The following is a 26,018-nucleotide window of genomic DNA, read 5'->3' as shown; positions in this document are numbered from 1 at the left end:
CTATCGTCGTCGCGGTCGTGGAACGACGAATCGCGATACTCGAGCTTGGGGGGTCGATGACCAGCAGCGCGCCATTGCCGCGATTGCCCGACTACTCGCGGCCGGTGACCCTTGCCGCCATACCGGGTGTGGTCCTGCTCCTCGGCGGCGTGCTGCTCGGGGCCTACAGCGTGTTCGTCGCGGCCGGGAATCCTTACCTGCCAACAGGTTCGGATGCCGATCTGCCTGGCACCCTCGGCCGGTTCGCGATCGGATTCGGTACGGCGGTCCTGCTGTTGCAGGCAACGCTGTGCTGGTCGCGGCGGGCGCGAGCCGCTGGTCTCGGCAATCCGGCCGCGGTGCTGTCACCGGTGCTGCTGGTCGCCTGGGTAGTGGTGACCTGGAAGCTGCGCGTGCTGAGCACAGCGAGCCGACTCATCGAAACCCACGCGGCGTTCCCACAGCTCCCCACCGCCGTCGCCGCGTGGATCCTGGTCCTCGTCGGCACCGTCCTCTGCCTGGGCACCGCGCTGGCACCACCGCGTGTGTGGACGGTCGAACGCAGGCCCGCCGCCATCGCCGCAGGGAGCGGCGTGCTGGTCTGTGCGGTCGTGGCCGCATCCGCGCTCTATCTCGGTGACGACAGCCGCTTCGTCGACGCGAGCACGGCGGCCGACGCGGTGGCGCCGTCCGCACCGCACCGACTGGGGACCGAGCGCTCCCGGTTCACCGTCGCCGCCGACGACCGGGTGATTTTCGGCGGCCACGGATACTTCGTCGGCTCGTCGAAAGGCGTTACCGCGTACAACGCCGACGGCACCCCGCGTTGGCACCATCTGCGTCCGGACGCCACCGAGGACACTGTCGGGCACAACACCGATTCGATGCGGCACTTCCCGGCGGAGAACGTGCTGCTCACCTACTGGCATCGACTCGGCTGGAAGGCCTTCGACACCTCGACCGGTCGAGTGCTGTGGACCGAGTCGGAATTCAGCAGGGACAGTGGCCGATTCGGCCGGGTACTGCCCGACCAGTTCGGCGCACCATTTCCGGCGCGTGGCGAAGACGGAGTTCTCGCCCGGTACGACGCCCGCACCGGGCAGCGCCTGTGGCAGGTGACGAAGGCCGATAGCCCGTGCTCGTCGATCCCGACGTTCGCCATGACGCCGACGGCGGTCTACCTGGTGGCGCACTGCCCCGGCGACGAGGTGGTGACTGTTGTGCTGGCCATGTCACCCGCCACCGGTGAGACACTCGCCAGGAGGGAAATCGCGGTACCGGCGCGGACACCCCCGCAGGTCACTGTTGTCGATGACGCAGTAGCGATCACCTGGGCTCTCGGTTCCGACGAGCCGAGCCAACTGCGATTCGGCTCGGTGCGGCAGCTCGAGAGCGCGGCATTGACCGAACGGGTGCACGTGGTCGCCGCCGCTGACGGTGACACCATCAGCCGTCCCGCAGGCGGCCAGACGCTAGTTCTCCACGAGCCCGCCGCGAACCTCGTCCGCGAGATCCCCGGCTGGCAGCGGAACTGGGATTACGCCGGGAAGCCCATCCTCACAGCCGACGAGATCATGACGATCGATACCGACGTCATCCGTACCTGGCGGCGCGCCGATCTCGTGGAGACGACCGCCGCGCGCCGTCTGGTGTCGTGCACGCCTACCCGGCTCGTCCGCGCGGCGGGCCGGACCTTCGTCGTCTGCGGCACCGGTGCGGGGAGCATGCAGACGATCGTCGTGTTCCGCCCGTGACGGCCGCGCTCAACAGTTCGTGTCGCCCGCGGCCGCCAACCCCAGGTGCACGATCCGGGTGAAGCCGGTGAGATCGCGGACGAGCGTGTCGATCTCACCGGTGGTGCCGGCGTCGGTGCGGTGCAGCCAATCGGCCACCGTGTCGAACAATCCCCCGATCGTCGCGACCGCGAGCGCGTGCAGGTCGACGACGGTTCCGCCGCTTGGTACGAATCCGTAGTCACGCCATAGTGTTTCGAGGAACTGGGCGGCCCAGCGGCGGTTGGTGCGGCGCTGCTGTTCGACTCGGGCGGAGATGCCGCTGGCTTCGCCGAAGGTCACCTTGGCGACGCGGGGATCGTCGACGAGAGCGTGCGCGAAGGCGGCGAGCACGGTGGACACCACCTCGTCGCGGTCCTCACCCGCGCCTGCCAGCGCGGCGGCGACCTCGGCCTGCGCGCGTTCGCTGAGCTGCTGCAGCAGCGCCAGGTAGCAGTCCTCCTTGCTGTCGAACAGCTCGTAGAAGGCCTTGTTGCCGACGAACGCGGTCTGGCAGATCTGCTCGATCGCGGTGTTGACATAGCCCTCGGCGGCGATCAGTTCGAACGCGGCGGCCAGGATCTGCTCGCGGCGACGGGCACGGCGCTGTTCGGCGTCCAGCCCCTGGATGCGCCGGGCGCGCACAGAACTCTTGTCGGTCGACGTCACGCAGCTCAGCGTACCGATCACCCATTTACAACAAGAGCTCTTGTTACTAACAAGAGAACCTGCTGTAATCAGGATCACCTACCGAAGGAGATGCCATGCACCGCGGCACGGCCACCCAACGACCCCGGCGCCTCGGCGCCACCGCCCTGCTCAGCGCCGTCGTGCTGACATTCACCGCCGGACCGGCCACGGCCGATCTCGAGCTCCCGCCCCTGCCGAACGAGGAGCAGGTCTATCCGGCGGTCGTCCCGCTGCCGACCCCGCAGCAGGATCCCTGGTACGCCGATCCGGCCGATTTCGCGGCCTACGGCAACGGCGATGTGATCCGCCGCCGCGAGGTGCAGACCTACGCGCTCGGCATCCCGGTCCCGGTGCACACCACCCAGCTGCTGTTCCGCAGCACCGACGCGCACGACAACCCGCTGGTCACCGCGACCACCGTGCTGGTGCCCGGCATTCCGTGGCTCGGTCCGGGCCCGCGCCCGCTGATCTCGTATCAGGAGGCGATCGACAGCCTCGGCCAGCAGTGCAATCCCTCGTACACGCTGCGAGCGGGCATCCAGAAGGAAGTGGCGCTGATGGGGCAGTTCCTGTCCGCTGGTGCCGCGGTGGTGGTCACCGACTTCGACGGCAAACGCAATACGATCATGTCGCCCGCCGAAGGCCGGATGGTGCTCGACGGTATCCGCGCCGCCAAACGCGCAGGGCTGGGGCTCGAGGCGGCGCCGGTGGGGCTGTGGGGCTATTCCGGCGGCGGCAACTCCTCGGCGTCGGCGGCCGAACAGCGCCAGCACTACGCCCCCGAACTCGACATCAAGGGCAGTGCGCAGGGCGGCATTCCCGGCGACAAGGTGGCCATCGCGCCGTTCGCCATCTCCGGTCAGCAGCCGCAGGCCAACTTCACCGGCTGGCTCGCCATTCTCGGTCTCGCCCGCGAATATCCCGAGTTCGATCAGGCGCTGCAGCGCTACCTGACGCCCGAGGGCAAGCGAGTCGCCGCCGATCTGGCGAACCGGTGTCTCTACACCGCGGTCGCCACCACGCTGCTGCGGCCGGTCGCCGACTATCTGACCGATCCGCAGGCCGGGCTGGCCGCCGCGCACGAGGCGCTGTCGGCGGCGAGCTTCGGCCGTCCCGAGAACACGCCCGACATGCCGCTGCTCATGTGGCATTCCACCACCGATCAGCTGCTGCCCGCCGAGCTGGCCATCGACGAGATCGCCGCCGCCTACTGTGCGCGCGGGGTGAACCTGCGCATGTTCCGGGTACCGATGTCGGAGCACATCAGCGCCGAGATCGTGCCCGAACTGGGCACGGTGGCCTGGCTGCTCGCGGTGACCGCCGGTGCCGATCCGGGGCCGCGGGTATGTTGAGCGACGCTTTCTCCCGGACGGGATCGCCCGGAATCCGTTCGGCGCTGACGATGTCGCGCCAGCTCGCCGTCCTGCAACGGGCCGGGCTGATCGATCTGCGACGCCCGGACCTGGTCCTGCGCACCGCGCGCACGATGCGTGCCCTCGGACCGATCGCCGGCGGCATCCGCGCCACCGCTCGCCGGACACCGGATCGCGTCGCCCTCGTCGACGGCGCGCGCCGGGTCACCTATCGCGAGCTCGACCGGCGCACCGACGCCATCGCCGCGCGCTGGCATGCCGAGGGCCTGCGCGCTCGGGATACCATCGGGGTACTCGCGCCCGACGGGCTGATGCTGGTCGAAACCATGGCCGCCGCGGCCAAACTCGGCAGCAGGCTGGTGCTGCTCAATACCGGCTTCGGTGCCGCGCAGCTGCGTGATGTACTGCTCCGCGAGCAGGTCGGCGCCCTCGTCCTCGACCCGGCGACGTCACCGCCGACCGACACCCTGCCGACGGCGATCACTCTGCTCGACCCGAGCCCATCCCCCGATGTCGACCGGCTCGGCATCCGATCGCGCACCCGACGACGGAGCGAGACAGCTTGTCCCGCAACATCATTGCCCGCCCCTGCGGAACAAGGCGGCTTCGTCCTGCTCACCGGTGGCACGACCGGAACACCCAAAGGAGCACCGCGTCGGGTCGAATCACCCCTGGCCGGTGCGCAATTCGTCGATCGGGTGCCGCTGCGACGGGAGCAGACGGTGCTGCTGTGCGCGCCGCTGTTCCACGGCACCGCGCTGTCGCAGTTCGTCCTCGCGCTCAATCTGGGGTCGACGGTGGTGCTGCACGGGAAGTTCGACGCGGCGCGCGCCCTCGCCCAGCTGGCCGAACACCGGGCCGACATGATCGTGCTCGTCCCGACGATGTTGCGCCGCATCCTGGATCTGGGGCCCGCTGTCCTGGCCGACGCGGACACCAGCGCGCTGCGGATCGTGTTCACCGCGGGCGCGGCGCTGCCGTCGGCATTGGGAACGCGGGCGATCGAGGTCTTCGGTCCGGTGCTCTACAACTTCTACGGCTGCACCGAGACCGGCACCGCCACCGTCGCCACCCCCGCGGACTGGCTGGCCGCGCCGGGCACGGTCGGCAAGCCACCGGTCGGCATCACCGTCGCGCTCTACGACGGCGACGACCTGGTCACCGAGCCGGGCCGGGTCGGCACCGTGCACGTCGGCAACGCCATCGCCTTCCACGGCTACTCCGGCGGCGGCTCCAAGCAGCTGCGCGGCGGGTTGATGAGCACCGGCGATCTCGGCCACTTCGACACGGCAGGTCGGCTTTTCGTCGACGGCCGCGACGACGACATGATCGTCTCCGGCGGCGAGAACGTCTTCCCCGGCGAGGTCGAGGACCTGCTGTACCGGCATCCCGCGATCACCGAGGCCGCCGTGATCGGCGTCCCCGACGACGAATTCGGGCAGCGGCTGGCCGCGTTCGTGGTCGGCGCGGACCACCTCGACGCGGCGGCGGTCCAGGACTACGTGAAAGCCCACCTCGCCCGGTTCAAGTCACCGCGAGAGGTGGTGTTCGTCGACGAGCTCCCGCGCACTCCCACCGGCAAGATCGACCGGCGCGGCCTGGCCGCGCTGCGGTGACCGCGCGACGGCGGCGGTGCGGAGTCGCCGCCGTCGCACCGGTCGCGCACTGCACATCGATCAGCGAGACCTCGAGACCGCGGGCAGGGTCACGGCCCACGGCGCGAGCTCCCGGCCTGCGAGGGCCGCGGCCAGCGCCGGACCGATCGTGGCGACCGCGGTGGGCGTGGTGAGCTCCCAGTGCGTGGCATCGACGGCGACATTGTGGACCGCGCCGGTGAGGTGGTCGCGCCAGGCGGCGGCCGCGCGCCCGGCGCCGCGATCGTCGCGGTCGGCGGTGAAGAACAGCAGGTCGCCGTCGACGACCCCGACTCGGTGGGCGGCGCCGATCACCTGGGTGTGCATGATGCCGTCGAAGAGGCGACGCACCCGCTCTTCGCCGAGCTCCTCGAACGGACCGGACAGATTCGACACCAGATCGACCGCATCGTCGGCGGTGAACTCGGTGATGGGAGTGGCGAGTTCGTGTTCGGTGCCGAACTGGCCGAGCAGATCGCCGACGGTGACCGGCGTTTCGCTGACGTACCCCACCGCACCGACGAAGGAATCGAGCATGGCCAGCAGTTCCACCCGCTCTCCCAGCTCCTGCAGCTGAGCCGCCATGGCGTGCGCCACCACACCGCCGACGCACCAGCCGAGCAGGCGGTACGGGCCGTGTGGCTGGATCGCCCTGATCCGCGCCACGTAGTCGGCCGCCAGGGCGTCGAGCGATTCCGGGTGCGGAGCGTCCTCGGTGATCGCCGGTGACTGCAGACCGTAGACCGGACAGTCCAGCGCGGCGGCCAGCCCGGCGAAACTCCAGGACAGGCCGACCACGGGCGGCACACAGAACAGCGGCGCGCCGTGCCCGTCCGCACGCAGGGTGAGCACCGGCGCCAGGCTGGAACCCTCACCCCCACCCGCGGCGACGCGGGCGGCGAGGCCGGCGGGCGTCGGGTCGCTGAACAGCCAGGTCAGCGGTATCTCGACGGCGAGTTCGGTGCGCAGCCGCGCGACCAGCCGCAGGGCGACCACCGAATTTCCGCCGAGATCGAAGAACGAGTCGTCGGCACCGACCAGGTCGGCCCCGAGCACATCGGCGTACACCGCCGCGATCCGCCGTTGCACCGGGCCGTCCGGCGCACGGTAGGTCTGACTCGAACCGAAGCTCGGATCGGGCAGCGCGGCCGGATCGAGCTTCCCGTTCGGCGTGAGCGGCAGCGCGTCGACCACGACCACCGCCGCCGGAACGAGATGGCCGGGCAACCGAGCACGCAGCCGTGTGCGCACGCGCGTACCGGTGAGCGGGCGGGCGCCGGAATTCGCGGGACCGGCAGGATGATGCCGGGCCGGGGTGCCCATGACTGCGACGGCGGGCACGACATAGCCGACGAGCTGGGTGCCGGTTACCGGACCATCGCGGACGACTACGGCCGCGGCGACCACGCCGGGGCAATCCAGCAGGGCCGCTTCGACTTCGGCGAGCTCGATCCGGTAGCCGCGGATCTTCACCTGCCGGTCCGCGCGCCCGAAGTGTTCCAGGGTGCCCGCCCTGGTCCAGCGCCCGAGATCACCCGAGCGGTACATGATGCCGCCGATCGCGCCGGGATCGGCGACGAACCGGGTCGCGGTCAAGCCGGACCGGTGCAGGTATCCCCGAGACACCTGCGCGCCCGCCACATAGATCTCCCCGACGACACCCGGTGGGACGGGCCGCAATCGGCGGTCGAGCACGCGCACGGCGAGACCGTCGAGCGGCTCCCCGATGGGGCTGCCCGCCCTGGTGTGCTCGGCGTCGGTGATCGTGGCGTGCGTGACGTGCACGGTGGTCTCGGTGATGCCGAACATGTTGACCAGCCGGGGTCCGGACGCGCCGTACCGCTCCAACCAGCGGGCGAGCGTGCGCGGCTCGAGTGGCTCACCGCCGAAGACGATGCGGCGCAAGGAGAGTGGCGCGTCGGTGGCGATCGCGTCGGCGTCGTCGAGTCCGGCGAACGCCGACGGCGTCTGGCCCAGGATCGACACCCGTTCCCGGACGAGCAGTTCCCGCAGCTGTTCGGGGGCACGCGAGGTCTCGTCGTCGACCACGACCAGGGTCGCCCCCGCGCCGAGCGCACCCCACAGCTCCCACACCGAGAAGTCGAACGAGGTGGAATGGAACAGCGCCCACACATCGGTGGACCGGGTGGCCAGAGTCCGGCGGGCTTGTTCGACCAAGGCGACGACCTGGCGATGCTCGACCGCGACACCTTTCGGTGCGCCCGTCGAGCCGGACGTGTAGATCACGTACGCGACGTTCTCCGCGCGGGCGCCCTCCCGCCCGACCAGCCGGCGCGCTACTGATCGCAGCGGCCCGCGCGGCGATCCATCGGAACCGCAGGCGACCGATGGCGCGGCCCCGGCCGGACCGGTGCTCGCCGCGCGGGCCGACCGGACCGTCAGCTCCGCTCCGATGACGCACACCGGCCGCGCGTCGGCCAGCAGGTATTCGATACGCTCGCGCGGGTAGGCGGGATCGACCGGGACATACGCGGCCCCGCTGCGGATCACGGCCACGATGGCGACGATCAGGTCGGCCGATCGTGGCAGCGACACCGCGACCCGGCGTTCGGGTCCGGCTCCGGCGGCGACGAGTTCCGCGGCCAGGCGCGCGCTGCGCTCGTCGAGGTCGCGGTAGGTGAGCGAGGTCGAGCCCGCGCGCACCGCCACCGCGGACGAATGACGATGTGCGGCAATCTCGAACAGGTCGGCCAGGGTGCGGCTGTCCGGGCGCGCGCGTGGTGCCGGAGCCGTGGCGGCGAGCCCGATATCGCCGACCGGGCAACAGGCGTCGGCGACCACCGCACGCGCGATCGTCTCCATTCCCCGCGCCAGCTGTTCGATGGTGGCAGCGTCGAACAGGTCGGTGGCGTAGGTGATCGCCAGGTCGATCGTGGCCGCGGCCGGATCCGACATCGTCAGCTGCAGATCGAATTTCGCCGGGCAGGTTCGCGGCTCGACGGGTTCGACCGCCAATTCGCTCTGCGTGCTTTCGATCGGTCCGATCCAGGTGGCGGCGGTGAGCACCACCTGGAACAGGGGGTGATGTGCCCGGCTACGCGGCGGATCGACTGCCTCGACGACCCGTTCGAAGGGCAGCTCGGAATGCGCCAGCGCACCGAGGTCGAGGTCGCGGACGCGGGTGAGCAATGTGGTGAACGAATCCGCCGGCTCGACCCAGGCGCGCAGAACGACCATGTTCACGAACATGCCGACCAGCTCGTCTAGTTCGGAACCACCACGACCGGCGACCGGGGTGCCGACGACGATATCCGTTCCGGCCCCTGACCGGGCAAGCACCACGGCGAGCACCGCGTGCACCGCCATGAACTGGGTCGCGCCGTGCGCCGCGGCGAGCCTGCGCAGCCCAGCGGTGAGCTCGGCATCGAATCCGCACCGCAGCATCGCGCCCCGCCCCGAGGCGACCGCCGGATACGGCCGGTCCACCGGCAGCTCGATCCGCGGCGCCAGTCCGGCCAGCCTGGCCCGCCAGTACCGCAGCTGCCCTTCCGACCTCGCGTCGGCCTCGCCTGTCTCGCACCGGGCGAGTGCGTAATCGGCGTAGGCGACGGTGAGCGGCGCGAACTCGGGCACCTGGCCCCGGCGCCGGGCGGTGTAGGCGGCCAGCACATCTCGCAACAGCGGCTGGAGCGACCAGCCGTCGGCACTGATGTGGTGCACGACCACGGCAAGCACGTGATCGTCACCGCCGAGCGCGAACAACCGGGTACGCACCGGCAGCTCGGCCGTGAGATCGAAACCCACGGAACCGAATTCCGCTACCGCATGGAGCAACTCGCCGGCGGAGACCGCCACAGTCGTCAGTGTGACGCCAGGTTCATCCGACACACCACGGCCCACCACGGCAGACGCGGATACCGCGGGGGCCACGTCAGCGGGTCCGGCCACTTCGACCGGGATCACTCGCTGCACCCCGACGCCGTCCACTTCCGGGTATACCGTGCGCAGCGGCTCGTGCCGTTCGACCACATCGGCGACGGCCGCCCGCAGCGCGGCGACCGAGAGCGGCCCGCGCAATCGCACCGCCAGCACGATATTGTCCGCCGGGGACCGGTGATCGATCCGGTTGAGTACCCACAGCCTGCGCTGGGCCGGGGCGAGAGGCAACGGTTCCGGCCGGGGACGGCGGGGCAGCACGGGCTGCGGCGCGGTGGTGGGCAGCTGCCGGATCGCCTGGGCGAGCCGTGTCACGGTGGGGGCCTCGAAGAGGACGCGCACCGGGATGTGCTTTCCGGTCGCCGCACCGAGTCGGGCGCTGAGTTGTGCTGCGAGCAGCGAGTTTCCACCGAGGGCGAAAAAGTCGTCGGTGGCGGCCACCGAATCCACGCCGAGCAGCCCGGACATCACCGTGGCGACCAGGCGCTCCACGGCATCGACCGGAGCTCGACCACCGCGGGTGGTGAACACGGGGTCCGGCAGTGCGGCCCGGTCGATCTTGCCGACCGGGGTCAACGGCAGTTCGTCGAGCACCGTCACGACGGCGGGCACCGCGTGGGCGGCGAGCCGGTCACGCACCGCGGCCCGCAGGACCGAAACCACCACGGCCCGGCCTGGTTTCGCGGTGACATAGCTCACCGGGACGAGCCTGCCCGCGAGGTTTCGCCGACCGACCGTCACCGCGGAACGGACGTCGTCGTGCGCGGTGAGCACCGCGTCGATCTCCCCCGGATCCACCCGGACGCCAAGTACGTTGAGCTGAAAATCCGTGCGGCCGAGGAACTCCAGCGTGCCAGGGCCGACACCGGGTTGCCCACCGGCGGCGCCGCGTCCGGCACCGGGACATACCCGCACGAGATCACCGGTGCGGTACATCCGCGCACCCGACGGAGCCGCGACGAACCTCGCCGCCGTCGCCCCCGCCGCGGCCCGGTATCCGCGCGCGACACCCGGCCCGGACAGGTACAGCTCGCCGGGCTCTCCCACCGCCACCTGGCGCAGCCGGTCGTCGAGCACCAGCGCCGACCACCCGTCGAATACCGTCCCGAGCACCACCGGACCCCCTGCGGTCAGGGGCGCCGCGCTCACCAGGACGGTCGCCTCGGTCGGGCCGTAGCCGTTGAGGTAGGTCCGGCCCGCCGCCCATCTGGCCACCAGCGCCGGGTCGGAGGCGTCACCGGCGACCACGAGTCCGCGCAACCCGGGGTGCCGGTGCGGGTCGAGCGTCGCCAGCACGGCGGGCGTGATCACCGCGTGGGTGACCGCCATGCCCGCGATCAGCTCGTCGAGTTCGGCGCCGCCGGTGATCTCCGGCGGCACCAGCACGAGCGTGGCACCGGTGCCGAACGCCAGCAGCAGTTCGCCGACGAACAGGTCGAAACCCGGTGCGGCCAGCTGCGCTATCCGCGCCCCCTGCCCCACGGCGAGGTGGGCCGACACCCCGGTGAGCAGGGCTTCCAGGCCACGGTGGGTCACCTCGACCGCCTTCGGGGCGCCGGTGGACCCGGAGGTGTAGAGCACGTAGGCGAGCTGGTCGGGATGCACGGGGGCGAGGCGGTCGGCATCGGTGAGCGGGGCCGGATCGTTGGCGGCGCACCGGTGCGCGAACTCGCCGTCATCGAGGACCAGCCAGGTGATCCAGTCCGGCAGCTCGGCGCGCATGGTCTTCGTGGTGACGCCGACCGTCGCGGTGGCATCGGCAAGCAGATAGCGACGGCGCGACGGCGGCTGGCGCAGATCGACCGGCAGCACCGCGCCCCCGGTCGCGGCGACCGCGCACACCGCGCGCACGAGTTCGGCGGAGCGCGGCAGCGCGAGCGCCACCACCGTGTCCGGTCCCACCGCGCAGCGGACCAGTTCCCTGGCGAGCCGGTGCACCGCCGCGGCCGTGTCGGCGTACGTCCAGCTCCGGTCGCCCTCGACCATCGCGATCCCGTTCCCGGCGCCGCCACGACCGAGGATGTCGCCGAAGGTGGCCTGCTGTCGGATCACGGTCATGCTCCGATTAGATCGGGACCGCCGCGGATCGGAAAAGCCCGATTTCCAGGGGCAGAACGGGGAATCAGTCGCTCTGCGGGCTCGTGCGCGGCGTCAGTCGACAACTGGCCGAGGCCGATGGTGCCGCCCGCACTCATGGCCCGCCGAAACGACGGTGCCCGCCCGCCGCGCACCAGGAACCGGCAGCACAACGGACGGGCGGCGTGAGTGCCCGGCGCGCCGGGCACCGACCGATCAGAACTCCCAGTCCTCGTCTTCGGTGTTGACGGCCTTGCCGATGACGTAGCTGGAGCCCGAACCGGAGAAGAAGTCGTGGTTCTCGTCGGCATTGGGTGAAAGGGCCGACAGAATCGCCGGATTCACCTCGCACTCGTCCTTCGGGAACAGACCCTCGTAGCCGAGGTTCATCAGCGCCTTGTTGGCGTTGTAGCGCAGGAACTTCTTGACGTCCTCGGTGAGGCCGACCTCGTCGTAGAGGTCCTGGGTGTAGTCGACCTCGTTGTCGTAGAGCTCGAACAGCAGCTCGAAGGTGTAGTTCTTGAGCTCGTCGCGCTCGGCCTGCGACACCAGCTCCAAGCCCTTCTGGTACTTGTAGCCGATGTAGTAGCCGTGCACCGCCTCGTCGCGGATGATCAGCCGGATCATGTCCGCGGTATTGGTGAGCTTGGCCCGCGAGGACCAGTGCATCGGCAGGTAGAAGCCGGAGTAGAACAGGAAGCTCTCCAGCAGCGTCGAGGCGACCTTGCGCTTGAGCGGGTCCTCGCCGTTGTAGTACGACAGGACGATCTCGGCCTTGCGCTGCAGATTGCGGTTCTCCTCCGACCAGCGGAAGGCCTCGTCGATCTCCTTGGTGGAGCACAGGGTGGAGAAGATCGAGCTGTAGCTCTTGGCGTGCACCGACTCCATGAACGCGATGTTGGTGAGCACCGCTTCCTCGTGCGGGGTGAGCGCATCGGGAATGAGCGAGACCGCGCCGACGGTGCCCTGGATGGTGTCGAGCAAGGTCAGGCCGGTGAAGACCCGCATGGTGAGCTGCTTCTCGTCGGCGGTCAGGGTGTTCCACGACGGGATGTCGTTGGACACCGGCACCTTCTCCGGCAGCCAGAAGTTGCCGGTGAGCCGATCCCAGACCTCGGCATCCTTCTCATCGGTTACCCGATTCCAGTTGATGGCCGACACCCGATCGATGAGCTTCATTCCGCCTCCACACCTTTCCGCCAGATCCATGACCGCTTCGCCTTGAACACTACTCGTAGTGGGTGACAACCCGGCGGAGCACAACAGCTTGTGTTGCGACGCGATGAGTCCGGCCACCTCGACCGGCCATCCACGCCACCTACGCGGCACCCATTGTGCGCCACACCGGCCCCCGGCCCCGCATCGCATCGCATCGCCCGTGATTCCGCGTCGACGCGTCACGCGCACCCGGCGATCGCGCCGACCACCGGCCTCCGGCACACTGTGCATCGGACAACCTGGCCACGCCATCGGGGCAGCCACCGAGGGGGGATCTATCGTCATGCGGATCAGTCGCGTCGTGGTACTGGCCGGACTCGCCGTCACCGTGCTGGCTCCCACCGCCTGCCAGGAACAGCCGCCTGCCGCGCAACCGGCAGCGCCGGCCGAGGCCGCGGCCGCCGTGCCCACGTACTGGAAGACCGCTCCCGCCTCCGACACCGCGCGGATCGAACTCCTCGCCCGCCTGCGCGCGGTCGATCCCTGCGCGCTGATTCCCCGCGCCGCTCTCGCTGCTTTCGGCGAGCCACTGCGCGTCGAGAACTCCAAGCCGGGAGGGTGCGAGGCCACCTTCGGGTCCACCGAGATCGAGGAGCGCACATCGATCAGCTGGTCTCTCGGCGCCGCACCGCAGGGTTACACCTGGGGTGCGGCGAAACGCCGAACGGTCGACGGCATCACCATCGGGACGGTAAGCGACGCCGACTCCGCGAATCCCACGGAAAGCCGCCCGCCGCATCGGACCTGCCTGGCCGTCGCGGCCTTCGGCAACACCACGACCCTGCCGGTGACAGTGAACACCCCGCTCGGCACCGAACCGTGCCCGATCGCGGAAGCGGCGCTGGCGAGGGCGATGACAAATCTCGCCGTCGAACCGCCGCGCGGCACCTCACCCGACACGCCGCCCACCGCACTGCTCGGCAAGGATCCGTGCGAGGTCGCGGAGGTTCTCGGCGCCGACGCCCCTGCCATCGAGCGCCGGGTCTGGACCTGTCGGTTCACCTTCCGCGGTGACGAGGTCCAGGTGCAGTACGACTACCAGAGCGAGCAACTCGTGCGCCGGGGTGAGCCGATCTTCACCGTCAACGGCCACCACGCCTACGGGGACGACAACGACGGTGAATCGGCGTTCTTCACGGCGGCGGTCGGTCCCGCGCTGCCCGGCGCCGACCCGGAAAGGTTCCTCGGCGCCGATATCCCGACTGTCGATGTTTTCGGCACGGACCGGGCCGTGCTCACGGAAGTGCTGCGGACCGCGACCGGCCTGTTCCCGGCAACCTAGCGTCAGCCACCGCGACACCCTTCCTCCCCGCAGGAGACCGGCGCGGCGGCGGTACCGTGGACGCGGTGGTGGGTGTCGTCGACGGCCTTCTCCCCCCGCATCCCCGTTCAGGAAGGAGGCGCCGTGCGACGCGCGCTGCCGTTCGTTGCCGTGGCACTCGCCCTGTCGGCGTGCCAGAGCGCACCCGCCTCGGATTCGATGCCACGCGGCGGGTTCTGGTCGACGGAGGCGGTCTCGGACCAGGACCGGATCACGGTGGTGCGCAAGGTTCGCACGCTCGACGTGTGCGCGCTGATGCCGCGAGTGGCGCTGGGGGCGCTGGGAAAGGTGCGCGATATCGAGAACGTGCATCCGAATCGGTGCAGGCTCGATATCGCCGTCGACGGCCATCTGACCGGCATCGACGCGACCTGGAGCACCGGGGTGATGTTCTCCGGGGAGCCGCCCATGGACGCGCCGGTCCGGGAGCTGACCATGGGCGATGTCCGCGTGCTGCTCGACGAGGAGCCGCGCACGTCGGACGATCCGCAGGTGCGCGGCAGCTGCCAGGCCTGGGCGCGTTTCGCCAGCGGGGCCGATCTGTCACTGAGCGTGCGGGCACCCGGCGACGCCTGCGCGACCGCGGAGTCGCTGCTGCGGATCGCGCTGGTCGAATGGCGCGCGGAGCCACCGCAGGGCACCTCGCCGGATTCGGACAACACGGTGATCACCGGCGGTGACCCGTGCGCGGTCGCGCCGCTGCTCGGGGTGCGCGTGCCCGCGGCCGACCAGGGAATCACCACCTGCAGGTTGACCGTCGACGGTCAGCAGGCGATCGTCACCTACGACTACAACGTGGCGGCCACGATCACCGATGACACCCCGGCCTTCACGGTCGAGGATCGCCAGGTGTACCGGTTCGACGGTGGCGGTCCGTCCGGGATCGCCACCCTGTCGGCCGTGGTCGGCCCGAACATGGCGCCGGGCCAGGCCGATGCCATGCTCGGGCCGCGGGTGCCGACGGTGTCGGTCACCGCAGGCTCCGCGGTCGCCGAGCAGGTCATGCGCGCGGCGCTGCCGCTGGTGCCATAGCACCCTCAGTCTTCGGGATGCCTGCGGAAGAGCAGGATCGAGGCGAGCAGCCCACCCCACACCACCACGATCGAGATGATCAGCATCGTGATCGCACCAGCCGACATCAGGACTTCACCTCCTCGGTCGACTGCGCCGGGGCGGCGCCGTCCTCGTCATCGGGCAGGGCCGGTGGGTGCCACGGCAGCAACGCCATGATCACACCGAACAGGATCGCCGCACCGGCCACACCCCAGCCGGCGGCCAGCACGTAGCCGGTGGTGTATCCGCCGTAGGTCTCGGCGAATTCCTGGCGCAGGCTGTCGATCATCATCCAGACCAGCACCAGCGGCGTGACCACGCCGAGCAGCACCAGCCACACCTTGCCGACCTTGAAGTTGGCCACCGTGTCGTTGTGCTCCTGCAGCATGCCCAGCTTGCGCAGCACCCAGGCGACGACGACCACCGCGACGAAGCCGGCCAGCACGATGCCGTACTGGTTGATGAAGTGATCGGCCACGTCGAGCAGGTACAGGCCGTTACGGGTCGGGAACAGCCCGATCGACACGATCGCGGTGAGTCCGCCGACGATCAGCACCGCGGGCACCCGCGCCATCCCGGTACGGTCCTGCACCGAGGCGATGATGACCTGGACGATGCTGATCAGCGAGGACAGCCCGGCCAGCACCAGGCAGGTGAAGAACAGGATGCCGAACCAGGCCGCGCCGCTGGACAATTCGGAGATGATCGTCGGGAACGCCACGAATGCCAGACCGGGGCCCGCGGTGGCGGCCTCGCTCACCGCCACCCCGGTCTGGTGGGCCATGAAGCCGAGGGTGGCGAACACGCCGATGCCTGCCAGGATCTCGAACGAGCTGTTGGCGAAGCCGGCCACCAGCGCCGATCCACCCAGATCGGCCTTGCGCCGCAGGTAGGAGGCATAGGTGATCATGATGCCGAAGCCGACCGACAACGAGAAGAAGATCTGCCCGTAGGCGGCCACCCACACCTTGCCGTCGGTGATACTCGACCAGTCGGGCGAGAAGAACGCGTCGAGGCCGGTGGCGGCACCGGGCAGGAACAGCGCCCGCACCACCAGGACCAGGAACAGCACCACCAGCAGCGGGATGAAGACCTTGTTGGCGATCTCGATGCCCTTACGGACACCGAGCGCCAGCACGACCAGCGTCACCACCCACACCGCGATCAGCGGCCACAGCACACCGGGCACGAACGGCGCGGCGAACCCGGGCTGCTCGGCGACGTGCAGGAAATCGTTGGAGAAGAACGTCTCGGCGTCCGCACCCCACTGCTGATCCACCGAGAATCCGACGTAGCGGATGGCCCAGGCGATGATCACCGCGTAGTACACGGCGATGACGAAACAGATGGCCACCTGCCACCAGCCGATGGCCTCGGTCGGTCGCGAGAGCCGGCGTAGCGCCAGCGGCGGTGAGCCACGGAACTTGTGGCCGATCGTGTACTCGAAGATGAGCAGCGGAATACCGGCGGACAGCAGCGCGATCAGATACGGCAGCAGGAACGCGCCGCCACCGTTCTCGTAAGCGATGTAGGGGAAGCGCCAGATATTTCCCAACCCGACGGCTGAGCCGATCGCGGCGAGCAGAAAGCCCGCCCTGGTCCCCCATTGTTCCCGGGGCGGTGCTGTCATCGCACTCTCCATCCGCTCGCTCGTCCGATTGCGCGATGATCTTAGTGTAGGAATCGGACAGCGTTGGCCCGTCCGAAAAGATGTCGCCCCGATGACGATCGGGACCCGATTTCCCCGCACTCCACGTCGGCGGGTGTTTGCGCGGCAGTTGCCTTACGGGCAGACTCGATTGCCCGGGCGCCGACACCGCCCGCGACCTCGAGGGCAGGGGTGAGAATGTATCGCTGGCTCGCACTCATGACCGTCCCCCTGCTGGCCGCGCTGAGCTGCGGCGACAGCGAATCCGAGCCGACCGGACCAACGCCGCCCACCCCGTCGATCCCCGCCCCGCCCCCGGAATTCTGGTCGGCCCCCGCCGAGACCGAACAGCAGCGGGCAACCGTGGCGCAAGCGACCAGGCAGATCGATGTGTGCGCCCTGCTGCCCCGCGACACGCTCGACGACATCGCCGAGGTGAAGGGCGTGACGGTGGGCCTGGATTCGTGTCGCGCCGTGCTCGGCAGCGACACACCCGGTGATGGCACCACGCTCACCTGGCACGCCACCCTGCTGCCCCCGCTGACCCAGGGCCGCGGCGTGCACAAGCAGGTCGGCGACGTCGAGGTGCGCCTGATTCCGGACCGCGACGACGGCCCGCCGCGGGCCTGCGGAGCGACGGCGCGGTTCCCGGCGGGTGCCGCCTTCTACCTCGGCTTGTCGACCCCACCCGAGCAGGACCCGTGCGTGGTGGCCGATGGGCTGCTGCCAGGAATGCTGGCGCGATGGCGCGAAGCACCGCCACAGGGCACCTCGCCCGACACCGTCGGCACGGTGCTGCTCGGCGCCGACCCCTGTGAGGTCCGGTCGCTGCTGACAGGCACGGTCGAGACCCGGCCGCAACGGCTCACGCAGTGCCTGTTCGAGTATCGCGGCGAGGGCATCACCGTGAGCTACGAGTACCGGGTGCCCGAGTATCTGGCCGCGCGCAGCACCGAGGAGAAGTTCGGTGACCGCACCGTGCATCGGTCGGTCTCGGTCTACGACAGCAGCATCCCGATGTACACGGTCGCGGTCGGCCCCGAACTACCCTCCGGAAGTACCGTTTTCGGCGCGCGGGTGCCGATCGTCGAGGTGACCGCGGCCACCGACGAGGTCGGCCGCGACGTGATGGGACAGATCCTGGTGCTGTTCGGGCCGCCGTGAGATGCCGGGTTCGACGCAGGCACTGGTTCCGTCAGATTCCCAGTACGACCTTGGCGGTGGTGAAGTAGATGATCAGCCCGGTGGCATCGACCAGCGTGGTCACCATGGGCGCCGACACCACCGCGGGGTCGATCCGGAACTTCTTGGCGAGCAGCGGCATCGTGCCGCCGATGGTGGCCGCCCAGCCGCAGATGACGACGAGGGTGACGGCAACGACGATCGCGACCTTCGGGCCGACGAACAGGGTGCCGATGGCCAGCCCGGCCACGGCGAGCATGCTGCCGAGCACCAGCCCCACCCGGCATTCCCGCCAGATCACCTTGAACAGATCCGACACCCGCACCTCGCCGACCGCAAGCGCGCGCACACACGCCGTCGCCGCCTGGGCGCCCGCGTTGCCACCGGCGCCGATGAGCAGCGGAATGAACAGCGCGAGACTCGCCGCTTGCTCGAGCGTCGCCGAGAACACATCGGTGACACTCACGGTGAGAGTGGCCGCGAACAGCAGCAGCATCAGCCACAGCGCCCGGTAGCGCGCCAACTGGAACACCTTGGCGGCCATGTAGTGACCTTCCCACGGCGCCGAACCGGCCTGCTTGGCCACGTCCTCGCTGTCGGCGGCCTCGAGCACCTCCATCGCGTCGTCGATGGTGAGCAGTCCGACCACCCGGTCCTCGCTGTCGACGACGACCAGGTTGATGTCGTTGGTCGAGCTCATCAGGCGCGCGGCCTTCTCGGCCGAATCGGTGGCGCGCACGAACGCGGGCTCGGTGACGACCAATTCCGACACCATCGCCTCCGGCGCGTGCAGCACCAGTTCGCGCAGTTCGACGATGCCGGTGAGCTTGCGGCCGCCGTCGACCACCGGCAGCGTGTAGACCGTCTCGGCGTTGGCACCCTTGGCCCGAACCCAGGTGAGTGCCTGGGCGACGGTCAGATTGTCCGGCAGCGCAACGACTTCCGGCGTCATGTACTGGCCGACCGACCCCTCGGGGTAGCCGAGCAGCGCGGCGGTCATCCGGCGCTCGCGCGGGCTCAGCCCGGCCAGTACCTTCTTGGCCACCTTGGCCGGCGCCTCGTGCAGCATGCGGGCGCGGTCGTCGGGGTCCATCGCCTCGACCAGATCGCGAAAGCTCTTCTCGCGCAGTCCCTGCAGGATCTGCTGCTGATCCACCGGCTCGAGTTCCTCGAACACGGTGATCGCACGATCCTTGTCGAGCAGCCGGAACACCACGCCCGCCTGCATGGCGTCCATCCGGGCCAGGGCATCGGCGATGACGTGCGGCGGACGGTTGTCGAGCCAGTCCATGGCGCCGTCGACCCGATGGGTCTCGACGATGTCGCGCACCGAATCCGACAGGATCTCCAATGCCTCGGTCACCGAATGATCCTCGGCGACAACGGGAGCGGGATCGGGACGCGGCGGTTCGCCGGTCGGCGCTGCGGTGTCGGCGGTGACGTGACGTGCTTCGATGAGATCGATCTGCGACATGGAACGGTCCTCTGGCGCGAGTGCGTCGTACGCATAGCCGCGGCAGGGCCGCGGATGCTACGAGAGTGGATCGGGAAACGGTGTGGCACACCGCGGGCGTCCACCACGACGACCGTCACGCACGGCCGGAACTCGTCGGCCGGAAATCAGTGCGAGGACGAAGGGGCGACGCCGCGCGGCCTTCGACTGGGGGGTTCGCTGCGCATGGCAACACCACCTCCTCGTCGTCGCTGCAGGTCATCGCCGATGCAGACCGTATGGAGTACCCACTCGGGCACACCCTTCCACCTGCAGGATACATGCGGTCCCCCGAGGTTTCATCTTTACCGGGCGTACCACTGGTCACAGTGACCTCGATCACATCACACGGGGAAGCCCCGCCACGATGGTGTCCACTGCCTGCTCGGCGTAGGGGCTGGAGTTCGGCGTGAGCCAGGTGCCGCAGCGGTCCACGCAGGGCGAGTTCGGCGAAGCCGTGCACAGTCGACCAGCAACTCCAGGTCGCGGCCTGCCGCGCGGCCGGATCGAGGTCACCGATGTGGAACATCATGTCGAGCGCGTCGGCCAGGGCCAGATACGCAGGCGAGTCGCGGACCGATTCCGGCGAGGCGTCACCCGCGCCGAAGAAGGCGACGGCGAACCACCCCGGCTCCGCGAGAGCTATCGTTCGTGGGGTTCCGGCAGGTCGACACCCCGAGGAGAAACTCGTGCGCTTCGGCATCTTCATCCCCCAGGGCTGGCGGCTCGACCTGGTCGGCATCGACCCCGTGGACCAGTGGTCGGTGATGCGCGGACTGGCGCAGCGGTTCGACGCGGGGACCGACTGGGAATCGATCTGGGTGTACGACCATTTCCACACCGTGCCGGTGCCGACCGACGAGGCGACCCACGAGGCGTGGACGTTGATGTCGGCGTTCGCGGCCGGCACCTCGCGCGTGCGGCTGGGCCAGATGTGCACCGCGATGAGCTACCGCAACCCCGCTTACCTGGCCAAGGTGGCCGCCACCGTCGACCTGATCTCGGGCGGGCGGGTGGAGATGGGGATCGGTGGCGGCTGGTACGAACACGAATGGCGTGCCTACGGTTACGGCTTCCCGTCTGCCGGGGAGCGACTCGGCCGTCTCGACGAGGGCGTGCAGATCTTCCGTCAGGCCTGGCAGACCGGCCGGGCCACGCTCGACGGCAGGTACTACCAGGTCGATGGCGCCATCGTCGCACCGAAACCGCTGCAGGAGAACGGAATCCCGATCTGGATCGCCGGTGGCGGCGAACAGAAGACCCTGCGCATCGCCGCGAAATACGCGGACTACACCAACTTCTCCGGTGAGCCGACGGAGTTCACCCGCAAGTCGGAGATCCTGCGCGCGCACTGCGCCGAGGTGGGCACCGACTTCGCCGCCATCACCCGCAGCGCCAACTTCAACACCATCGTCGGCAGCACCGAATCCGAAGTCCAGGAACGTCTTTCGACCATCATCGACCGCTACACCCCCTACCTCGGCGCCGACGAGGCCAAGGCCCATCTACACGAACAGTTCGATACCAGCGCCACCGTCGGCACCCCCGAACAGATCGTCGAACGCCTCACCGAACTCGGCGACCTCGGCCTCGCCTACGCCATCCTCAACTTCCCCGAAGCCGCCTACGACACCTCCGGCATCGAACTCTTCGAACGCGAAGTCATCCCCGCCCTGCGCTGACCGAACTGCCAGACCACCCTGCCGACCGGAAGGCCGGGTTCGGCAGGGTCTGCCGCAATTGCTCGGTCAGAGCGACCTAGCATCGTCCGCAGCGCGAGTACCGCCGCATCCGGTGACACCGATACCGTGTCGGCGGCGAACTGCGCCGCGGTGCGCACTACCAGGCAATCCGACACACGGTCATGTGGGAAGTCACGGAGGTTGTTCGTGACTATCGCTCCGGCCCCACCGACAACAGCTGCCGCGACGACGTGCTCATCGTTGGGATCGGGGAGACCGAACGTGCCCTCGTGGGGTTCCCAGTTCCGCACCAGTGCATCATCGAACCGCGTGGCCAGAACGCTGACGAGCCGATGTGCTCGATTCGTAGCGTCGACCTCGTCGTCGCCACGCGCGATGAGCTTCGCACGTTCACCGATCTCCAGTTCGACAAGGATTCGATCGGACCACATCGGGCGATAGAGTCCTTCAACCGCAAGGGACAGCAGGAAGTCTCGTTGCAGGCTCGGCCACAGCACACATGTATCGAGCAGAACCGCGAACACCGAACCCCCTCAGTTGTCACGCCTACCTTCGGCCCGCTCTGCCGCCACCCGCCGAGCCTCGCGCAGGTGACGATCGACATCTGCGGGATCGTCAGCGATCGAGAAGTCCACTGCGGTCTCCGCCAGCGCGTCGTACTGACGGCGGCGACGGACTTCGCGATAATCCAGGACATCATCGAGCGCTAGCCGGTGCCGCGTGCCGATTCGTTGCGCTGGGAGCTCACCCTTCTCGATCAACCGTTTGACCGTCGGACGGCTCACACCGAGCAGGTCCGCGGCCTGTTGAGACGTCAAAGTCAGGCTGCGCGGCGCGATGGTGACCGCCCGACCGGCCAGCAATGCCGCGACTACCTGCTTCAACGCCTGGTGCACATCGGGAGGCAATTCGATCCGGTCACCCTCGTCGGTGCCGACCAGCGCATAGCTGGGTTTGGCGGCCGCCCCCCACCGTCGTTCATGCGCTTCCAGGAAGCTCATCACCGGGGCAAGCCGACCGCCGTCGTCGGGAAGGAACGTGCGTTCTTCGAGCAACTATCCGACGACTGCGATCCGACATCCTTTGCGCATTCGTCGATGCCAGGCGCTGAACGGAAGGCCTGCGGGGTTGCCCCCGCAGGTCGCTCGGTCAGCAGGTGATGATCGTCTTGCCGTGGCCCTCGCCCGCGGCGCGGCGGGCGAGGGCGGCGGGTGCGTCGGCCAGGGGATAGGTCCGGTCGATGATGGGGGTCACCTTGCCCGCGTCGATGAGCTCGGCGAGTTCGGTGAGGTCGGTGGGGTTCGGTGCCGCGGCGAGCACCCTCATGCGGGGGCCGGGGCGGAACCCGCCGAGGAGCACGCGCAGGATGAAGGGCAGTGGCCCGAGGACGGGACCGCCCGGCTTGCCGCTGCCGCTGACGTAGGTGCCGCCGGGCGCGAGCACCCGCCGATACGCCGAACTCGGGTGGTTGCCCGCCAGATCGAACACGACGTCGTAGCGATCAGGGCCGCGGGTGCAGTCGGTGACGGCGTAGTCGATCACCTCGTCGGCCCCGGCGGCGCGCACCACCTCGATATTGCGGCTTCCGCACACACCGGTCACGTGCGCCCCGCGCGCCTTGGCCAGCTGGACCGCGAAGGTGCCGACACCACCGGAAGCGCCGTTGATCAGCACCCGCTGCCCCGCGTCGACCTCGCCTCGATCCCGAATCCCTTGTAGCGCGGTGACTCCCGCGATCGGAACCGCCGCCGCCTCGGCGAATCCGACACTCGCGGGCTTGGCCGCGAGTTTGTCCGCGGACGCGGTCACATACTCGGCGTACGCCCCGCCGGGCACTTCGCCGTACACCTCGTCGCCGGGGCGAAAGGTCGTCACCCCGGCACCGACCTCTGCCACGATGCCCGCCGCGTCATGCCCGGGAATCGGATACTTGGGCTTACGCCAACCGAACATGACCGGCCGCATGACATACGGCCGCCCCGCGAGGCCGAGCAGATCGGCGGGGTTCACCGACGACGCGCACACCCGCAGCAGCACCTCTCCCATGCCGGGTCGCGGCCGTTCGACCTCGGCGATCTCGAGCACCTCTTCCGGCGCCCCGAAGCGCCGCGCGACGATGGCTTTCATCTCCACTCCCAGGATTGACTTACAAAGTAAATATACGACGTAAGTTACGATGCCACGAGCTGTTCGTCAACAGAAGGAGCCCAGGGTTGCCGGAGCCCGATCAGTCGAAGACCCGCATTCCGCTCACGCGCGCCCGCGTGCTCGACGCGGGCGTCGCGCTGGCCGACGCCGATGGCATCGCCGCCGTCACCATGCGCAAGCTCGGCAGCACACTCGGCGTCGAGGCGATGGCGCTGTACAACCACATCGCCAACAAGGACGACCTGCTCGACGGCATGCTCGACCACATCGCCGACGAGATCGAATTCCCCACGAGCGAACCCGGCCCGAACTGGCGCCTGCACACCCGGCGACGGGCGGTGTCCGCCCACACCGTCCTGCTGCGCCACCCATGGGCCGCCGCCATGTGGACCGCGCGCCTCGACCTCGGCCCCGCACGCATGCGGTACATGGATCGCGCCCTGCGCAGCCTGCGCGAAGCCGGATTCACCGGCGACCTGCTCGATCGCACCTATCACGCCATCGAGAACCACATCGTCGGCCACGCCATGCAAGCCCTCGGTCTCCCGCTCGACCCCACCGACCTGGCCGAACTCGGCGCACGCTACCTACGCGGGTTCCCCACCGAGCAATACCCCGACCTGGCCGCCCACATCCGCCATCACCTCGACCATCCCGGCGGCGGCGACGAGTTCAGCTTCGCGCTCGATCTGCTCCTCGACGGGCTGGAGCGCCTGCGCGACGGGCGCTAGCGTCAGTCCGATTCCGCTGCCGGCGAGAGGATCTCGTCGTGGCGCTGCACCACCGACCGCAGGTGCAGATGGCAGATCGGGCAGCCGGCGAACCGGCGGAACTGCAGATGCACCGGGCGGGGCGAGTCGCCCAGCGCCACTGTGCGCCCATCGATGGCCGTCAGGACCTCCGGTGCCACCTGGTCACCGACCTTCAATCGCGTCATGTCCGCAGCGTATCCAGTTCGTGCGCCACGTGGGCCGTCCCTGCCGTCGGGCCGGCCGGATCATGGGTGCCGCGCCGACACGTCGATCCCGGCGGCGCGCTCGATCGCGGTCGCGATCATCTGCTCGGTCGGCAGGTCGAGACGGCAAGCCGCCACCGCCGAGACCGGCGCCGAGGTGACATCGACCCCGTCCACGAGAACTGTCGGCGACGGGAAGTCACCGATCCGGTGCTCGACGGCGATCGCGAGACCGAGCCGATCCAGACAGCGCGCCACCCTGCGCGCCGCCGCCGCGACGTTCGGGCAATCCGCGACGCCGAGAATCTCGATCGACGGATGCCGGACCGCACCGGCCCGGCGACCCTGCGAGGTATTCATCGGCCACTCCGCTCACTCCGCGAGATCCGTGCTATCCAGTCTGCGCTCGACCTGCGCCGCGCGCCTGCGGCGATAGGCGCCGACACCGACGACCGCCGCGATCAGCAGCACGCCGACACCGAACAGCACACCCGCACCGAGCTCGTCGACCCAGCGCTGCAAGACCTGCTGCACCTGTCCCGCGCCGTCGACGACCGGGTCGTCGGCCGAACCGTCACCGAAGAACAGGCGCAGTTCGTACACGCCGTAATAGGCGACATAGAGGCCGGCCAGGACCATCAGAACGCCACTGATCCGGGACACGTGCGGCAGCACCCTGCGCATCGTCGTCATCGCACCAGCCCCGGCGAGGGCGACGATGATCGCCAACGTGCCGACGAGCAGTGCCATTCCGGCGGCGTAGGCCAGGTAGGCGGCCACGCCGCCGAGCACGGAACCACTGCGGAAGGTGGAACTCGTGACCGCGAGGAACGGGCCGATCGTGCACGACAGCGAGGCGATCGCGTAGGCGACGCCATAGCCTGCCATCGAACCGAGCCGGGCCGTCGGCGCACCGCGACCCGATTTCGGTAGCAGCACGGTGAGTTCGCGGCCGGTGAGCAGCCACGCGCCGAGTCCGATCAAGGCGATCCCGATCAGCACGGTGATCGCGGGCAGGTAGCGCTGTACCGCGCTGGTGAGCGGGGCGATCACCAGCCCGAACATCCCGAACACGAGCAGGAATCCGGCCGCCATGGCTCCGGTGGCGGCGAGCGCGCGGCCGAGCGCGGCGGTGCGGGTGCGGACGCCGTCGGTGCCGAACACCACCAGGCTCAGATAGCCGGGCAGCAGGGCGAAACCGCAGGGATTCAGCGCGGCGACCAGCCCGGCCGCCAGCGCGAATCCCAGTGTCTGACTGTTCATCCGATCAGGTCAGCCACGGTCGAGCTGCGCGATCCTCGACGCGAGCTCCGCCTCGTCGAGGGTGCCGCGCCAGACCTCGACCTCGCCGTCGGCACCGACGAACGCGTAGGCGGGCTGCGCGGTGACCCCGAACTTCTGCCACACCTGCCCGTCGACATCGGCCAGGTTCGGGAAGAAGCCGAGGTCGTAGTCACCGACGAACGCGCGCATCGCCGGTTCCTGATCCAGGGCGGCGACACCGACGAACCGCACGTCGGAATTCGCCCGCGCCGCCGCGGCGACGCCGGGCGCCTCCCGCTGACAGGTCGGGCACCACGGCGCCCAGAACCACAGGACGGCAGGCTTTCCGGCCAGGCTCGCCCCGGCGAACTCGGCGCCGTCGACGGTCCGCGCGGTGAAGTTCAGCTGCTCGGGTACTGGCGCACCGGGCTGCGGGGGCGCCTCGGCCGCGGTTACCGACATCGTTGTCGTCGCGGCAGGCGGGGCCGCTTCGTCGGTGCCACCGCAGCCGACGGCGAGCAGTGCGGTCGTGCACACAACAGTGATCATCCGGCCGATCCGCATCGGCCACCTCCGATTCTCGATGGATCGATCTGTACTCCGCTCACTCTGGC

The 26,018-nt window shown here is 69.4% G+C and carries 22 protein-coding genes; 8 read left to right on the top strand and 14 right to left on the bottom strand.

The features are described from left to right. Positions 1 to 56 precede the first annotated feature (56 nt). Positions 57 to 1,733: an outer membrane protein assembly factor BamB family protein gene (locus tag ACFOW8_RS15525; RefSeq protein ID WP_378551327.1), complete on the top strand. Its 1,677-nt coding sequence runs from the start codon at positions 57 to 59 to the stop codon at positions 1,731 to 1,733. Between the two features lie 9 nt (positions 1,734 to 1,742). Here the strand turns inward: ACFOW8_RS15525 and ACFOW8_RS15520 are convergent, their stop codons facing one another. Then, a complete protein-coding gene (locus tag ACFOW8_RS15520; RefSeq protein WP_378551326.1) occupies positions 1,743 to 2,420 on the bottom strand; it encodes a TetR/AcrR family transcriptional regulator in 678 nt (225 codons plus the stop codon). A 95-nt stretch (positions 2,421 to 2,515) separates the two neighbouring features. Between ACFOW8_RS15520 and ACFOW8_RS15515 the strand changes: the two genes are divergently transcribed. Together ACFOW8_RS15515 and ACFOW8_RS15510 are read left to right on the top strand one after the other, a co-directional pair. Beyond that, a complete protein-coding gene (locus ACFOW8_RS15515; RefSeq protein ID WP_378551325.1) occupies positions 2,516 to 3,793 on the top strand; it encodes a lipase family protein in 1,278 nt (425 codons plus the stop codon). A gap of 50 nt (positions 3,794 to 3,843) precedes the next feature. After that, a complete protein-coding gene (locus ACFOW8_RS15510; RefSeq protein ID WP_378551324.1) occupies positions 3,844 to 5,430 on the top strand; it encodes an AMP-binding protein in 1,587 nt (528 codons plus the stop codon). Between the two features lie 60 nt (positions 5,431 to 5,490). On the opposite strand, the gene ACFOW8_RS15505 is transcribed toward ACFOW8_RS15510, so the two are convergent. After that, positions 5,491 to 11,403 (bottom strand): amino acid adenylation domain-containing protein, encoded by a 5,913-nt coding sequence (locus ACFOW8_RS15505; RefSeq protein ID WP_378551323.1) that lies wholly within the window; start codon positions 11,401 to 11,403, stop codon positions 5,491 to 5,493. Between the two features lie 234 nt (positions 11,404 to 11,637). Beyond that, on the bottom strand, positions 11,638 to 12,630 hold the full coding sequence (gene nrdF, locus ACFOW8_RS15500) for a class 1b ribonucleoside-diphosphate reductase subunit beta (protein WP_378551322.1): 993 nt from the start codon (positions 12,628 to 12,630) through the stop codon (positions 11,638 to 11,640). Between the two features lie 292 nt (positions 12,631 to 12,922). Between nrdF and ACFOW8_RS15495 the strand changes: the two genes are divergently transcribed. Further along, the gene (locus ACFOW8_RS15495; RefSeq protein ID WP_378551321.1) at positions 12,923 to 13,921 is read left to right on the top strand and encodes a hypothetical protein; all 999 of its coding nucleotides are present in this window, start codon (positions 12,923 to 12,925) and stop codon (positions 13,919 to 13,921) included. Between the two features lie 123 nt (positions 13,922 to 14,044). After that, complete coding sequence (locus ACFOW8_RS15490; protein WP_378551320.1) at positions 14,045 to 14,992, top strand: hypothetical protein; 948 nt, start codon at positions 14,045 to 14,047, stop codon at positions 14,990 to 14,992. A 5-nt stretch (positions 14,993 to 14,997) separates the two neighbouring features. Here the strand turns inward: ACFOW8_RS15490 and ACFOW8_RS15485 are convergent, their stop codons facing one another. Then, the gene (locus ACFOW8_RS15485; RefSeq protein WP_378551319.1) at positions 14,998 to 15,099 is read right to left on the bottom strand and encodes a methionine/alanine import family NSS transporter small subunit; all 102 of its coding nucleotides are present in this window, start codon (positions 15,097 to 15,099) and stop codon (positions 14,998 to 15,000) included. Next, positions 15,099 to 16,643, bottom strand: a complete 1,545-nt coding sequence (locus ACFOW8_RS15480) for a sodium-dependent transporter (protein ID WP_378551318.1) — start codon at positions 16,641 to 16,643, stop codon at positions 15,099 to 15,101. The genes ACFOW8_RS15485 and ACFOW8_RS15480 overlap by 1 nt, the downstream gene beginning before the upstream one ends. 237 nt (positions 16,644 to 16,880) lie before the next feature. Here ACFOW8_RS15480 and ACFOW8_RS15475 point away from each other — a divergent pair, with 237 nt between their 5' ends. Beyond that, positions 16,881 to 17,825 carry a peptidase gene (locus ACFOW8_RS15475; RefSeq protein ID WP_378551317.1) on the top strand — a complete coding sequence of 315 codons (945 nt, stop codon included), beginning with the start codon at positions 16,881 to 16,883 and terminating at the stop codon, positions 17,823 to 17,825. 31 nt (positions 17,826 to 17,856) lie between these two features. On the opposite strand, the gene mgtE is transcribed toward ACFOW8_RS15475, so the two are convergent. Both mgtE and ACFOW8_RS15465 read right to left on the bottom strand, forming a co-directional pair. After that, the gene (mgtE, locus tag ACFOW8_RS15470) at positions 17,857 to 19,317 is read right to left on the bottom strand and encodes a magnesium transporter (RefSeq protein ID WP_378551316.1); all 1,461 of its coding nucleotides are present in this window, start codon (positions 19,315 to 19,317) and stop codon (positions 17,857 to 17,859) included. 115 nt (positions 19,318 to 19,432) lie between these two features. After that, complete coding sequence (locus ACFOW8_RS15465) at positions 19,433 to 20,038, bottom strand: TetR-like C-terminal domain-containing protein (protein ID WP_378552019.1); 606 nt, start codon at positions 20,036 to 20,038, stop codon at positions 19,433 to 19,435. Here ACFOW8_RS15465 and ACFOW8_RS15460 point away from each other — a divergent pair. Continuing rightward, on the top strand, positions 20,025 to 21,017 hold the full coding sequence (locus ACFOW8_RS15460; RefSeq protein ID WP_378551315.1) for an LLM class F420-dependent oxidoreductase: 993 nt from the start codon (positions 20,025 to 20,027) through the stop codon (positions 21,015 to 21,017). The two genes, ACFOW8_RS15465 and ACFOW8_RS15460, sit on opposite strands and share 14 nt — an antisense overlap. On the opposite strand, the gene ACFOW8_RS15455 is transcribed toward ACFOW8_RS15460, so the two are convergent. The 3 genes from ACFOW8_RS15455 to ACFOW8_RS15445 all read right to left on the bottom strand — a co-directional run bounded on the left by ACFOW8_RS15455 (position 20,960) and on the right by ACFOW8_RS15445 (position 23,165). Continuing rightward, positions 20,960 to 21,562: a PIN domain-containing protein gene (locus ACFOW8_RS15455; RefSeq protein ID WP_378551314.1), complete on the bottom strand. Its 603-nt coding sequence runs from the start codon at positions 21,560 to 21,562 to the stop codon at positions 20,960 to 20,962. The two genes, ACFOW8_RS15460 and ACFOW8_RS15455, sit on opposite strands and share 58 nt — an antisense overlap. Before the next feature lie 9 nt (positions 21,563 to 21,571). Continuing rightward, on the bottom strand, positions 21,572 to 22,093 hold the full coding sequence (locus tag ACFOW8_RS15450; RefSeq protein WP_378551313.1) for a helix-turn-helix domain-containing protein: 522 nt from the start codon (positions 22,091 to 22,093) through the stop codon (positions 21,572 to 21,574). Positions 22,094 to 22,187: 94 nt separating this feature from the next. Further along, a complete protein-coding gene (locus tag ACFOW8_RS15445) occupies positions 22,188 to 23,165 on the bottom strand; it encodes an NAD(P)-dependent alcohol dehydrogenase (RefSeq protein WP_378551312.1) in 978 nt (325 codons plus the stop codon). Positions 23,166 to 23,251: 86 nt separating this feature from the next. Between ACFOW8_RS15445 and ACFOW8_RS15440 the strand changes: the two genes are divergently transcribed. After that, entirely contained in the window at positions 23,252 to 23,917 is a 666-nt protein-coding gene (locus ACFOW8_RS15440; protein ID WP_378551311.1) for a TetR/AcrR family transcriptional regulator, read from the top strand. Positions 23,918 to 23,919: 2 nt separating this feature from the next. Here ACFOW8_RS15440 and ACFOW8_RS15435 read toward each other — a convergent pair whose 3' ends face one another. Genes ACFOW8_RS15435 through ACFOW8_RS15420 form a run of 4 tightly spaced genes read right to left on the bottom strand, consistent with a single transcriptional unit; the run spans position 23,920 to position 25,953 of the window. Then, positions 23,920 to 24,123, bottom strand: a complete 204-nt coding sequence (locus ACFOW8_RS15435) for a hypothetical protein (protein ID WP_378551310.1) — start codon at positions 24,121 to 24,123, stop codon at positions 23,920 to 23,922. A 60-nt stretch (positions 24,124 to 24,183) separates the two neighbouring features. Next, complete coding sequence (locus ACFOW8_RS15430) at positions 24,184 to 24,501, bottom strand: alkylmercury lyase (RefSeq protein ID WP_378551309.1); 318 nt, start codon at positions 24,499 to 24,501, stop codon at positions 24,184 to 24,186. A gap of 12 nt (positions 24,502 to 24,513) precedes the next feature. After that, positions 24,514 to 25,404, bottom strand: coding sequence for a cytochrome c biogenesis CcdA family protein (locus ACFOW8_RS15425; protein ID WP_378551308.1), 891 nt, complete (start codon positions 25,402 to 25,404; stop codon positions 24,514 to 24,516). A gap of 9 nt (positions 25,405 to 25,413) precedes the next feature. Continuing rightward, on the bottom strand, positions 25,414 to 25,953 hold the full coding sequence (locus ACFOW8_RS15420) for a redoxin domain-containing protein (RefSeq protein WP_378551307.1): 540 nt from the start codon (positions 25,951 to 25,953) through the stop codon (positions 25,414 to 25,416). Positions 25,954 to 26,018 lie beyond the last annotated feature (65 nt).

It is taken from the genome of Nocardia rhizosphaerae, assembly GCF_042650365.1.
Taxonomy (GTDB): Bacteria; Actinomycetota; Actinomycetes; order Mycobacteriales; family Mycobacteriaceae; genus Nocardia; species Nocardia rhizosphaerae.
The sequence above is the reverse complement of the archived record's forward strand: the minus strand, read 5'-3'. Positions and strand labels throughout refer to the sequence as shown.